The sequence below is a fragment of the Pseudomonas sp. LS-2 genome, from assembly GCF_003605735.1.
Lineage (GTDB): Bacteria > Pseudomonadota > Gammaproteobacteria > Pseudomonadales > Pseudomonadaceae > Aquipseudomonas.
In genome coordinates this window covers 331401-343601 of sequence record NZ_QXTJ01000045.1, presented here as the reverse complement: position 1 = coordinate 343601, position 12201 = coordinate 331401, and the positions used below count along the sequence as shown (strand labels likewise).

The 12201-nt window shown below is 59.7% G+C and carries 10 protein-coding genes and 2 pseudogenes; 6 read left to right on the top strand and 6 right to left on the bottom strand.

Annotation, left to right across the window (positions count from 1 at the left end; genetic code table 11):
• The first annotated feature begins 4 nt into the window (after positions 1 to 4).
• Positions 5 to 1111, top strand: coding sequence for a dihydrolipoamide acetyltransferase family protein (locus D3M70_RS30120; protein WP_120129730.1), 1107 nt, complete (start codon positions 5 to 7; stop codon positions 1109 to 1111).
• Positions 1112 to 1209: 98 nt separating this feature from the next.
• Here D3M70_RS30120 and D3M70_RS30115 read toward each other — a convergent pair whose 3' ends face one another.
• Positions 1210 to 1473: a YebG family protein gene (locus D3M70_RS30115; RefSeq protein WP_081565456.1), complete on the bottom strand. Its 264-nt coding sequence runs from the start codon at positions 1471 to 1473 to the stop codon at positions 1210 to 1212.
• A 254-nt stretch (positions 1474 to 1727) separates the two neighbouring features.
• Here D3M70_RS30115 and D3M70_RS30110 point away from each other — a divergent pair.
• Both D3M70_RS30110 and D3M70_RS33840 read left to right on the top strand, forming a co-directional pair.
• Positions 1728 to 2010, top strand: a pseudogene (locus D3M70_RS30110) (phosphate-starvation-inducible protein PsiE); the annotation flags it as partial.
• Between the two features lies 1 nt (position 2011).
• Positions 2012 to 2159: pseudogene (locus D3M70_RS33840) on the top strand (phosphate-starvation-inducible protein PsiE); the annotation flags it as partial.
• A 67-nt stretch (positions 2160 to 2226) separates the two neighbouring features.
• On the opposite strand, the gene D3M70_RS30105 reads toward D3M70_RS33840, so the two are convergent.
• The 5 genes from D3M70_RS30105 to D3M70_RS30085 form a co-directional block, all read right to left on the bottom strand.
• Complete coding sequence (locus tag D3M70_RS30105; RefSeq protein WP_120129727.1) at positions 2227 to 2556, bottom strand: DUF3509 domain-containing protein; 330 nt, start codon at positions 2554 to 2556, stop codon at positions 2227 to 2229.
• Between the two features lie 495 nt (positions 2557 to 3051).
• A partial coding sequence (locus D3M70_RS30100; protein ID WP_133306543.1) for an HPF/RaiA family ribosome-associated protein occupies positions 3052 to 3382 on the bottom strand: 331 nt, incomplete at its 3' end.
• Positions 3383 to 3699: 317 nt separating this feature from the next.
• Positions 3700 to 6057, bottom strand: coding sequence for a TonB-dependent Fe(3+) dicitrate receptor FecA (gene fecA / locus D3M70_RS30095; RefSeq protein ID WP_120129725.1), 2358 nt, complete (start codon positions 6055 to 6057; stop codon positions 3700 to 3702).
• A 123-nt stretch (positions 6058 to 6180) separates the two neighbouring features.
• On the bottom strand, positions 6181 to 7173 hold the full coding sequence (locus tag D3M70_RS30090; protein ID WP_256660038.1) for a FecR domain-containing protein: 993 nt from the start codon (positions 7171 to 7173) through the stop codon (positions 6181 to 6183).
• A complete protein-coding gene (locus tag D3M70_RS30085) occupies positions 7170 to 7673 on the bottom strand; it encodes a sigma-70 family RNA polymerase sigma factor (protein ID WP_120129724.1) in 504 nt (167 codons plus the stop codon). Before D3M70_RS30085 ends, D3M70_RS30090 begins: the two co-directional genes overlap by 4 nt.
• A gap of 269 nt (positions 7674 to 7942) precedes the next feature.
• On the opposite strand from D3M70_RS30085, the gene D3M70_RS30080 reads away from it, so the two are divergent.
• From D3M70_RS30080 to D3M70_RS30070, 3 genes are all read left to right on the top strand, one after another.
• Positions 7943 to 8551 carry an RNA polymerase sigma factor gene (locus D3M70_RS30080; RefSeq protein ID WP_120129722.1) on the top strand — a complete coding sequence of 203 codons (609 nt, stop codon included), beginning with the start codon at positions 7943 to 7945 and terminating at the stop codon, positions 8549 to 8551.
• Positions 8548 to 9558: a FecR family protein gene (locus D3M70_RS30075; protein WP_120129721.1), complete on the top strand. Its 1011-nt coding sequence runs from the start codon at positions 8548 to 8550 to the stop codon at positions 9556 to 9558. The genes D3M70_RS30080 and D3M70_RS30075 overlap by 4 nt, the downstream gene beginning before the upstream one ends.
• 189 nt (positions 9559 to 9747) lie before the next feature.
• The gene (locus tag D3M70_RS30070; protein ID WP_256660045.1) at positions 9748 to 12090 is read left to right on the top strand and encodes a TonB-dependent receptor; all 2343 of its coding nucleotides are present in this window, start codon (positions 9748 to 9750) and stop codon (positions 12088 to 12090) included.
• Positions 12091 to 12201 lie beyond the last annotated feature (111 nt).

Below are 12201 nucleotides of genomic sequence, written 5' to 3'. Positions count from 1 at the left end.
TGCGATGAAATATTTCAAACTGCCTGACCTGGGCGAAGGCTTACAGGAAGCGGAAATCGTCCAGTGGCACGTCAAGGCTGGGGATACGGTCAAGGCCGATCAGCTTGTGGTGTCGGTCGAGACCGCCAAGGCGATCGTCGATATCCCCGCGCCATACGATGGTGTAGTGGCAAAAGTGTACGGCGGCGATGGCGACATTCTGCACGTCGGAGAGCCGTTGATGGCGTTCGAAGGGGAGGGCGATGCGGGCACGGTGGTCGGGCGTCTTGAAGGAGGCGGCAACAGCCAGGACGATCAGTTCTTCGTTGGCGCTGCGCCTTCGACCCGCGAGCACATGTCCACGCGGGCGACCCCGGCCGTTCGACAATTGGCGAGCCAGTTGGGTGTCGACCTCAATGCCCTGACGGGGTCTGGCAGTGATGGCCTGATTACCCGCTCCGATGTGGAGAATGCCTCTCAGGCAGAGCGCGACAAGTTCGGTGGCGAGAAGCTGCGGGGCGTGCGCCGCAGCATGGCGCTGAACATGGCCAAGTCCCACGCAGAGGTGGTGCCGGTGACGATCTTCGGTGATGCCGATCTGCACCGCTGGGGGGCGGCGCGCGATCCGCTCATTCGAATCGGCAAGGCCATGGCAGCCGCGTGCAAGGTGGAGCCGGTGCTCAACAGTTGGTTCGACGGCAAGTCGCTGTCGATCAGGCATCACGACAATCTTGATCTGGGGATCGCGGTCGACACGCCGGATGGCTTGTTCGTACCGGTGCTGCGCGACGTCGGTAATCGTCAGTCAGCAGATCTGAAAGAGGGCATGAACCGTCTGCGCACCGACGTGAAAGCGCGTTCGATCCCGCCCAGAGAAATGATGGGCGCGACCATCACCCTGTCCAATTTCGGCACCCTCTTTGGTCGCTACGCCAACCCGGTTGTGGTTCCGCCACAAGTGGCGATCATCGGTGCGGGTGGCATTCGCGAAGAACCGGTGGCGATGGACGGGCAAGTGGTGGTTCACCCGATCCTGCCGTTGTCGCTGACGTTCGATCATCGTGCTGTCACCGGCGGTGAGGCAGCGCGGTTCTTCAGGGCCTTGGTGCAAGAGCTGGAAAAACCGGAGTAGCTGCCAGCGACGCATGTTCCTGTCGCAACACGGCCTGCCGGCGGTGGCTTTCCCCAGACCGCTACCGCCGGCAAGCCGGACTGCTATGGGGGACTGAGTTACTCGTCAGCCGCATCACTCAGCAATTCATTCAACGCGTCCGGCTGATTCTTGAACGCACGGGCGAAGACGTCGCGGTTTTTCGCCATGTAGATGCCAGCCTCTTCAACCTGTGCTTCGGACAGGGAAGGCACGGCCTTGCTCAATACGCTGGACAGCAACTCGGCGAGTTCGAGCATTTTGTCATGACGGTCAGCTTCGGCTTTATCCATGAACAAACGCTCCAGATCTCGGCTGCTGCGGTATACCACTTCGACGGCCATTTACCACCTCATATGCCTTCACGATAAATATCTTTAGCGGGTACTGTGTTTTTATACAGTGCGCAGCATAAGGGAATCGATGCTGCTTGGGTAGTGGCAATTCATACGCATTTTTAGCGCCAGACCGGCTTGCGACATCCGGTCACGTTCTCAAGGGTAGTCAATGGCCCCTTTAATGCTTGGCAAAATCCGCAAGCAAAAGCTTCATGCGCGCGCGGCATTATCCGTTCTGGGTTACTCAAGGAAGTTCAATCGTGAAAATCAACTGGGCCGAATCACTGCGTCAGCACGTACACAGTTGCGCCGAGTCGCTCGGCAACCTGTTCGTCGAGACCTTCCACTACTTGGCGCTGTTCGCCATCGGCGCGGTCACTGCATGGGCTGCGGTCATGGCCTTTCTGGGGATGCTGGAGAAGGGGCACATCACGGTCGATGACATCCTGCTGCTGTTCATCTACCTGGAGCTGGGCGCGATGGTGGGGATCTACTTCAAGACCAATCACATGCCCGTGCGTTTCCTGATCTATGTCGCGATCANCGTCGTGTACCTTAGCGGTGCAATTCTGCTGCTGGCCTTCGCGATTCTAGTGGTGCGCTATGCATCGTCGCAGTTTCCATCGGTCAAGGTTTCGGACCCGCATGGCAAGACCAAAGGGGCAGTGATCGAAGAAAAGGGGGAGAGCTGATCGACGTCGGCGGTGCGAAAGGGGAGGCGATTCAGCGAGTCGCCTCCGTCAGGTTCGCATCATGCTGTCAGATGCCTACGTTCAATTGGGGACGGTTGAGGAACGGCGTGTTGGCCGGTGGTGGTGCCAGTTGCTTGAGGTCGCCATCGGTCATGGCAGCGAGGATTTTGATCGCGCTGTGGCCCTGTTCGATGGCGATGCCGAATTGCACGCTCTCGATCAAGCGACGCAGCCGCTTGGGGGAATTACGTTGCTCGGGGCTGATCAAGCGTTTAGCGACCACACCTGACTCGTTAGAGAGCGTCAGCATGATGGTTCCGTCGAGGCCCTGGATACTCAAATTGACCCGGTAGTCTGGGTGAAAAGCATCGGTGATCTGTTGAAAAGGATTGTCCATGGCCTATTACCTGATTATCGATCTGCATGAGTTGACTGAGGGTTTGCCTCTTAGTTCTCGACGCTTGATCAACGGTAGGCGTTAAACAGCGTCCGGGGTGGAAGTCAGCTGCCCGTCGAGCCACGAAGGGCGGGATTGCAGAGGTTGGAGGCTCGACGAAGTGACACTTGCAGGGTTCGGGCCATGCTGGACGAAACGCGATTTTAGAGAGACCGTGAATCCTTTCAGCGACTAAAACGTGAACGGCTTACCGTTTTGAATGAATACTTCTGTAATAGCTAAATGCCGCTTTGATTGTATGCAAGCACCAATAAGGCTCGACCTGCATGTTTTGTGTGCGCATTCGTCGATGGCAATAAAAAAGGGCGGGCCTGTCTCCACAGGCCCGCCCTCATTCATCTGATTTTGATTGAATCAAACCGTTAGGGTTTGCTTCTTCGTGGCACTGCCTTAGCCGTGCAGGGCGTCGTCTTTTTCCAGAAATTCTTCCTGTANGCGTCGTGACGTTGCCGCGTTTACTACGCAGTTTGCCGAACAGGTGTTCCAGCGCGTGATCGAGCTTCACGGCGGCCCCGTCCACGGCCTGATCCAGCGAATCGGCCTTGTGGGTCACGGAAATAGGTTGGTGTCCTTTCGGCCGGGCTTCCATCTGGCAGCGGATGTCGTGCGGGCCGGGTTTGTCGCCGTTCTCGTCGCGGATATGCACTTCAACGCGGGTGAGATCTTCTTCGTAGCGTTCGAGCGTGCTTTCAACGGTGGTTCGTACCCACTCCTCCAGTCGGATGCTGCTTTCGATGTGGTTATCGCTATTGACCTGGATTTGCATAGTTCTTCCCTTACTTTGGCTTGCTCGGGAGAGTCTCGACGACACTGAAGTTTTCGTCTGCCCTCACTCACAGTGTTGGCGCCGATGAAGAAACAATTCAACCCCTGGACCAGAGAAATATTTCTAAACAGAAATATCGTCGAAGGCGACTGCGCAAATGTGTACGAGCCAGGCCGCTGCAAAAGCGGAGTGTCAGTCACCCATTTCGTGACAGACAAACCGCTTTCGCCAGCAAGCCGGCTCCACGGCCTTCGGCCAGAATCAAAAGCTCGAATCACACCGTAATCCCGCTTCTGCCGAAATCCATGCGTCAGGGATCAGAACGAAACTGACGTCTGCACATACACCGTGCGCGGCTCGCCCACGTACTTGCCCTTGTTGTTGTCGTCGTAGGACCGGGTGAAATACTCGTGATTGAGCATGTTCTTCACGCCTACCGCGACGCTGAGATCCGACATTTGCGGGCCGAAATCGTAAGCCGCGCGGCTGCTGAACAGCATGTAGCCAGGGATGCGCCCCGTGCTGCCATCGGCGCTTTCGGTGGAGGTGTTGGCGTTGTCGGCGAACTGGCTGCTCTGATACGAGCTGTCCAGGTTCAGCTTCCAGGGCCCCTCGGTATAAGCGAAGCCCAGCGTACCCTTATGTTTAGACGAGAACGGCACACGATTGCCCTTGTTCGGTCCATCTTCGCGGATAGTCGCGTCAACATAGGCGTAGGTTGCGTAGACGTCGAAACCTGTCAGCAACGGGCTCAGACCGTCCAGCGCGTAATTGAGGCTCGTCTCGATCCCCTGATGGCGCGTCTCGCCGCGGGCGATCACCGTATCGTTGGTCTGATTACTCTCGTACTGGTTGTCGAAGTTGATCAGAAACGCGCCGATCTCCGCCCGCAGATTGCCATTGTCATAACGTGTGCCGAGTTCCCATGTGCGCGCCTTTTCGGGTTTCACTTCACCACCGGCAACGCGATTGGGCATCTGGCTGTACTGCACCGAACCGAACGATCCTTCGGTATTGGCGTAGAGGTTCCAGCTGTCAGTCAGGTGATAGAGGACATTCAACGCCGGCAGGGCGGTGTTGTAATCACCCTGATATTTGACATGGGTCAGGTTGTTGTTCTGCGCAGAATCGATCATCTCGTAACGAATGCCGGGGGTGAGGGTCCACTTGCCGATGTCGATACGGTCGTCGATGAAGAACGCATGGGCTTGGGTCGCGCCACGGGTGTCGCGGTCGTTGCGACTGTCGGTGCTGGGCAGCAGATTCAACGAAGTATTTTCGCGGTAGCGCAGCTCATGGCCGGCTTCGTTGATGTATCGATAGCCGACCCCGATTTCATGCCAGGTGTCCCCCAGCCCGAAGCCTTGGGAGAAACGCGTTTCCAGACCACGCACCCAGTATTCGCGTGGCGACAGGGAAACGAACGACCCCTGGTCGAGATAACCACTGCGCAGGGTCTTGGTGAAGAAGCTATTGACCGTGAACTCCCGGGCGTCTTCCTGATAGCGATAGCCGAAGTTGAACATCGTGCGACGGCCCCAGAATTTATCCTTCAAGCGCGTCGATTGATAAGGGTCTGCGTCGTAGTCGGCCACGTTCAGGCCGCCAGGCATATCGGCTTCGCCCTCGTAATACTGGGCTTCGGCATTGAGGCTGTTGGCTTCATCAATCTGGTATTTGCCCTTCAGGATCAGGTCGTCGATCTGGGTATCGCTGTGCTCGCGCCAGTCGCCGCCGCGCACGCCGGAGTACAGGATCGCGCCGCCCAGGCCGTTATCGGCCGTGCCGCCCGCAAGCAGGTTGCCGCTGGTCTTGAAGCCGTCGTGGCTGGACGACGGGCTGGTTTCGGTCAGGACACCGCCCTTGACGGTCGGCGCGTCCGGAATGGCGCGGGTGACGAAGTTGACGATGCCGCCCACGTTCTGCGGGCCATAACGCACTGCGCCGCCGCCACGCACCACGTCCACTGCATCCATGTTGCCCATGCTGATCGGCGCGAAGGACAACTGCGGCTGACCGTACGGTGCGAAGGGGACAGGGATACCGTCCATCAACACGGTCGAGCGCGCAGCCAGGCGTGGGTTGAGGCCGCGAATGCCGAAGTTCAGGGCCATGTCGTGGCTGCCGGTGCCGTTGTTTTCCGGAGCGTTGACCCCCGGAATTCGGTTGAGCACTTCACGCGCTGAGGTGGCGCCGGCGCGTTCGAACTCATCGCGACGAACCACATCCCGCGCCCCGGGATGTTCAAAGACGTTGGTCTGCTGTGCTTCGCCGAGCCAGTCACCCACCACCGCCGAGGCGCCCAGCTCGATAGGGCCGCCGGTCGAGCCGGCATTGGCAGGCTGCAAGGTAAAGCCGCCCTGGTCATCGCTCCTGGCCTGCAGCCCGGTTCCTTCCAGCAAGCGGGCCAAAGCCTGCTCGGTGGTGAAGTTGCCATCCAGCCCTTTGGTTTTCAAACCGCTGGTCACGCTTGAACCATAGGAAATCAGCACGCCGGCTTCACGTCCGAACTGGTTCAGCGCGGTTTCGAGTTCACTCGGTGCAATGTGGTACGCCTTCGCCGCAACGCCGTCGGCATAAGCCAGAGAACCGGCGCTTATCGAGAGGCTGGCACCAAACAAAACCTGGCGCAGCGTGCGCCTCAGCGGGGAAAGAGCGGTCGATCGGGATGACATGCAGGAGTCCTTTGGAAAGACGAATAAAGAGGGCTTTTCCTGTCTGTCACGCGAGGGTGTGAAAACAGCTCACCGGATTTCAAAAAAATGTCGTTGGCATGAATTGAGCGGTGGCGACGGGCGTCAAACGCGTTTTTCCACCGTCACCCAGTACCGAGTGAAGCGCTGCACTTTCACCGGCAGCGACACTTCGAGCATGTCCAGAATCCGTTCGCTGTCATTGAGCGGGTAACTCCCGGAAATCAGCAGGTCGGCCACTTTCGGGTCGCAGTTCAGCCGCCCTCGACGGTAGCGGCTCAGCTCGGCAAGGAAATCGGCCAGGCGCATGTGAGCGGCAACGAGCATCCCGTCTGCCCAGGCGCCACTGGCGCTGTCCACTGGCCGCACTGCGTCCCACGCGTCGCGGCTGAACGTCACTTGCTGCGCCGATTTGACCATCAACATCGCTCCATGCCGGTCATAGGGGCTTAATTCGACGGCACCGGCGAATACCGCCAGTTGCGTGCGTCCGGCCAGTTGTCTCAGGTTGAAGCGGGCGCCACCGCCGATGGCACGCAGGCTACCCTCGGCCGTCATCAGCGCGAGCGGACGTGGATCGTCGGCGACCGTCATCAGGATTTCGCCTTCCAGCAGCTTGATCAGTCGCTGCTGGCTGTCGTACTGCACATCCAGCGCCGTCGCGGTGTTCATCTGCAACTGACTGCCGTCAGCCAGTGCTTCTTTGCGCCGTTCGCCCACGCGGCTGCGGTAATCGGCCAGCAAGGGCGGCAAGTCGATTCGGTCGCGAACACCCCATGCGGCCACGGATCCTGCACCGAGCAACAGCAGCAATTTAAGGGCCTGACGACGGCTGCTTGAAGTGGGGGCGTTGATCGCCGCATGGGCCAGAGGAGAGGAGAGGCCGTTGAGCCGTTGGTTGACGCGTTGAATGTGCGCCCACGCTCGCTGATGGTCGCTGTGACTGTTCAGCCACAACTGCCACGCCTGCTGACGGGCGGAATCGAGGCCGCCGCCTTGCATTTCGATCAGCCAGTTGACGGCCTGCTCTGCGACCTGAGGGGAGATGTCCGGGCGGTTCAGCGAGTCCGCTCCGAGGCCGTTGGTCCGGGCGTTCACAGGGCGAAATAGCAGCGCATGGCCGCCTTGGTCAGATGACGTTTGACGGTGGCGACGGAAATGCTCAGGCGCGTCGCGATCTCGTTGTGGGTCAGCCCATCCACCTGAGCCAACAGGAATGCGCGCTTGACCAGAACGGGCAGCCCGTCGAGCAATTGGTCCAGTTCCAGCAGTGTTTCCAGAATGATCGCCCGCTCTTCTTCGGAGGGCGCCAAGGCTTGCGGCAGTTCAGCCAGCGCCAGACAGTACGCACGCTCCAGTTCCTGGCGGCGGTAATGGTTGCACAGCACCCGCTTGGCGATGGTCGTCAGAAAGGCGCGAGGCTCCAGCAATTGCGGCGTTTCTCTGGCCAGCATGACTTTGATAAAGGTGTCCTGAGCCAGATCCGCTGCGTTGTGAGGACACCCCAGACGCCGGCGCAACCATCCCGTCAGCCAGTTGTGATGGGCGTTGTAGAGGCCTTCGACGGTGTGATTCAGAGCGCAAGGGGCTGTGGACATCTGCTGCTGCAATCCGGAAAGAGCCAGTGATTACGGGGGATTCTGTCAGACTCTTTTGCATATGAGAATATTTATCATTAATATTGCGCTCTTTTGTACAGACGCTGCGATCAACGTTGTTGCGCCTGATTGATTTCAGGAATCCCCTCAATGTCCATTCACTCCACGAGCCGCCAGAGCGCCTGCGCGTTCATTCGAGTGCGTGTTCGATCGAGCGCTCTGTTCAGCGGCTCGCGGTAACGCCTTCAACCATTGGCCCGAGCCTGCCCATGATCGACCTCACCCCGCCGACGCAAAATGTGACCCCTGCCGATGATGATCAGGACGCACCCAAGGCGGCGCGCGCCCATTTTCTGAAGGTGTTTCTGTCGCAGCGGTCCCAGATGGAAGCGTTGGTCAGCCGTCGCGTTGGCTGTCGTGCGACGGCTGCGGATCTGGTTCAGGACCTGTTCGTCAGGTTCTGGCGGCGCCCGTTGCTGCAGGTCGAAGAACTCAACACCTACCTGCTGCGTTGCGCAGGCAATATCGCCATCGATCATCTGCGCAACGAAGGCACACGCGCGCGACTCAACGAAGGGTTGATGCCGGACGAGCGGGAGTTGCGCAGCGATGAGCCTCAAGCGGCGCTGGAGGCCAGCAACGATCTGCGACATATCGAGGCCGCGTTGCGCGGCCTGCCGGAAAAAACGCGGCAGATCTTCCTGCTCAATCGCATTCACGGGCGAAAGTACGGCGAGATCGCCAAGGCCATGGAGCTTTCGCAAAGCGCTGTGGAAAAACATATGATGCGCGCCTTGCAAGCCTGCAAGGCGAGCCTCGACCAGGACGCCGCGCGGGTCAGTCCCCTTCGTGCGAAGTTCGAGGACGCTCGTCGATGAAAGCGCCTTCGGACTTCACCGTGATGATTACCCCACAACAACGCGATGCCGCCCTGAGCTGGCTGAGTGTGCTGCATGATCGGCCGAGTATTGCCGATCAGGCACGTTTCAGTCGTTGGCTGCAGGCCGATCCCGCGCACGCCGAGGCTTACGCACAGGCCCAGGTCATGTGGGAGTTGAGCGAAGAGCCCGCCGCGAGACTGGCTCAAGAGGATGCAACCGCGCTCGACGCCTTACTTAAGGCAATGGATGCACCGGCTGCGTTTTCCACGAAGCGCCGTGCGCTGCCACGCTGGAGTGCTGCGCTGGCGATGGCGGCCTGTCTGGTTCTGATGATCGGCGTCGGCCTGGGTTGGCAACCGCAGCGCTGGGTCGATGATTTCGGTGCCGATTACGTGTCCGCGTCGGGGCAGGTGCGAACCGTGACGCTGGCCGATCAATCGCAAGTGACGCTGGACGCCGACAGCGCCATCGCTGTGCGTTTTGCCGACGGTGAGCGCCATGTCCAGCTACGTCGCGGTGCGGCGTTTTTTCAGGTCAGTCACACCGGCGAGCCGTTCGTGGTCGACGGTGGGCGTGGTGAAACGCGTGTGCTCGGCACCCAGTTCGAAGTTCGTCTGCAGCCGAGCGGGGCGCAAGTCACGGTGCTGTCGGGGCGTGTTGGCGTCAAAGCAGCCGCCGATTTACCCCAGCAGATTCTTACGGCGGGGCAGCGGGTCAGTTATGACCAGACCCGCACCACGGCCCCTGCAACGGTCGACAGCGAAAACCAGCTGGCCTGGCGCCAAGGCTGGCTCAACTACTACCGCACCCCGCTGGCCGATGTGATCAGTGACCTGAGTCGCTACTACCCGGGGCGCATCGTCGTACTCAACGACCAACTGGCCGCAAAGCGTGTCAGCGGCAGCTTCCCCAGCAAAGATCCACAGGCGGTGTTGGCGGCGTTGAAATCGGTGGTGGGATTCGAGCAGTACCAAGCGTTGGGGCGGGTGATTGTGATCCGTTGAGGGTTCGACGAATGCCAATCCAAGCAACGTTTGTAGCAGTACGGCTTGCCAGCGGTGGCGCCTTTGAAATCGCATACCGCCGGTATGCCGTTCTGCGACAGGGCGTTCGCCTGCATGCTGTTCCCACGATTTTCCGGGTTTGAGATTTTACGAGGTTTGGTTCAGGTGAAAGTCTGGCTCGGCATTTCCATGCTAACCGTCTGGAGCGCTCACGCTCTGGCGGCAGAGCCTGCCTACGACTTTTCGATTCCCGCCAAACCCTTGCCGCAGGCGCTCACTGATTTCAGTCGCGTCACCGGCCAGAGCGTGATTTACACCCAGGACGCGCCATACAGCTTACAAGCGCCTGCGGTTACCGGCTCGCTCACTGCCGAGCAGGCATTGAAAAGGTTGCTAGGGGCATCCGGCCTCGGCTTTCGACGCGCAACCCAAAACACTTTCACTCTCGAGCCCACCCCGCACAACGGTGGTATTACCCTGGGCCTCACTCAGATCGATTCGCAGCGCCACACCCTGGAAAGCTACCAGCCGCCCGACGTCACGTCGGTGATGCGCAGCGCTACGCCGCGCCGGGAAAACCCGCAAGCGGTCAGTGTCGTTCCAGCCCAGGTGCTGCGCGATCAAGCACCGCGAAACCTCGACGATGCCTTGAGCAATGTCAGTGGCGTGACCCAGGGCAATACGCTGGGCAGCACGCAGGACACGTTGATGAAGCGCGGTTTTGGGGACAACCGCGACGGCTCGATCATGCGCGACGGCATGCCGGTGGTGCAGGGGCGCAGCCTCAACGCCAGCGCAGAGCGGATCGAAGTGCTCAAGGGGCCGGCTTCGGTGCTCTACGGCATTCAGGATCCGGGCGGCGTGATTAACGTTGTCAGCAAGCGCCCCGAGTTGCAGTCCTGGCATGCGCTGACCGCCCGAGGGTCAAGTTACGGATCAGGCAAGAACGGCAGTGGAGGGACGCTGGACAGCACCGCAGCGTTGGGCGATTCGAAGCTCGCGTATCGTCTGGTGCTCGACCACGAAGACGAAGATTACTGGCGCAATTATGGAGTGCATCGCGAAACGCTCGTGGCGCCCTCACTGGCCTGGAATGGCAACGACACACAATGGCTGGCGGCCTACGAGCATCGCGAATTTCTCTCGCCATTCGATCGCGGAACGGCCGTCGATCCGCGCACCAATCGGCCTCTGAACATTCCCGCGACTCGTCGGCTGGACGAGCCGTTCAACAACATGGAGGGGCGCTCGGACCTGTATCGCTTCGAGGCCGATCATCAATTCGATGACGACTGGAAAGGCCATCTGGGCTACAGCTATAACCGTGAAACCTATGACGCCAGCCAGGTGCGTATCACTGCGGTAAATCCGGTCAACGGCACGCTGACGCGCTCCATGGACGGCACCGGCAATGCGCTGAGCACCGACCGGTTCACTACCCTGACCCTCAGCGCAAGCGTCGACGCCGCCGCGATGCAGCATGACCTGCTGTTCGGTTTCGATGACGAATACCGCAAGATCTATCGCGGCGAGTTGATCCGACAAAAGAGTCGTACCACGTTCAGTTACGTCGACCCGGTCTACGGCCAGGAAGTCGAAGGTACGCAGGTCAGTGCGCCCGACAGCCAGCAGCTGGACATCCTGCGCACCGATTCGCTGTTCTTTCAGGATTCGGTACACCTGACCGATCACTGGATTTTCGTCGCCGGTGCGCGCTATCAGTTGTTCGATCAGCAGGCGGGAAAAGGCATCCCTTACACCCGCAACACCGACCTGAACGGTCAGAAATGGATTCCTCGCGCGGGGCTGGTTTACCGCTATACCGATGAGCTGTCGTTCTATGGCAGCTACACCGAATCCTTCAAACCCAACTCCAGCATCGCGGCGCTGGCAGGTGGCTCGGTGCTGGATTCGGGGACCTTGCCTGAAGAGTCGAAAGCCTGGGAGCTTGGGGCGAAATGGGATGTGGATGAAGGCGTCAGCGGCACCGTGGCGATGTTCGACATAAAAAAACGCAACGTGCTGGTCGCCAATTTCGATTCGCTGACGGCCAATACGGTCTACACCACGGCAGGGGAAGTGCGGTCGCGGGGTGTCGAGCTGGACCTGAGCGGGCAGTTGTCGGAGCGCTGGAGCCTGATCGGTGGCTATGCGTTCACCGATGCATGGGTGGTGGAAGATCCGACGCTCAAGGGCCATCGGCTGCAGAACGTGCCGAAACACAGCGGCTCGTTGTCCGCGGTGTATGACTTCGGCGCGGTAATGGGCTCGGACCGGCTGCGGGCTGGGGCGGGCGCGCACTACGTCGGCGAGCGGGCAGGTAATCCGGATAATGATTTCGACCTGCCCGGCTACACCGTCGCTGACGCGTTCGCTACCTACGAGACAAAGCTGGATGGTCGGAAAGTGAAGGTCCAGCTCAACGTGAAAAACCTGTTCGACCGTACTTACTACAGCTCGGCGGTGAGCCGCTACTTCGTGTCGATGGGTGATTCGCGGCAGGTGATCGTGGCGACGACGCTGGAGTTTTGAGAGTCTGCCGACGCTTTTTTGCTTCTGGCCGAAGGCCGTGGGAGCTTGGCTTGCCAGCGATCTATCGCGCGGCGATAGCGAATCATTCATTTGAGCTGTATCTGAAAAAAC

Bases quoted from the DNA above. Each gene is read 5' to 3' on its own strand.
- D3M70_RS30105 (WP_120129727.1), bottom strand. From the start codon at position 2,556: ATGGACAATCCTTTTCAACAGATCACCGATGCTTTTCACCCAGACTAC.
- D3M70_RS30115 (WP_081565456.1), bottom strand. From the start codon at position 1,473: ATGGCCGTCGAAGTGGTATACCGCAGCAGCCGAGATCTGGAGCGTTTG.
- D3M70_RS30080 (WP_120129722.1), top strand. From the start codon at position 7,943: ATGATCGACCTCACCCCGCCGACGCAAAATGTGACCCCTGCCGATGAT.
- D3M70_RS30075 (WP_120129721.1), top strand. From the start codon at position 8,548: ATGAAAGCGCCTTCGGACTTCACCGTGATGATTACCCCACAACAACGC.
- D3M70_RS30085 (WP_120129724.1), bottom strand. From the start codon at position 7,673: ATGTCCACAGCCCCTTGCGCTCTGAATCACACCGTCGAAGGCCTCTAC.
- D3M70_RS30120 (WP_120129730.1), top strand. From the start codon at position 5: ATGAAATATTTCAAACTGCCTGACCTGGGCGAAGGCTTACAGGAAGCG.
- fecA (WP_120129725.1), bottom strand. From the start codon at position 6,057: ATGTCATCCCGATCGACCGCTCTTTCCCCGCTGAGGCGCACGCTGCGC.
- D3M70_RS30070 (WP_256660045.1), top strand. From the start codon at position 9,748: ATGCTAACCGTCTGGAGCGCTCACGCTCTGGCGGCAGAGCCTGCCTAC.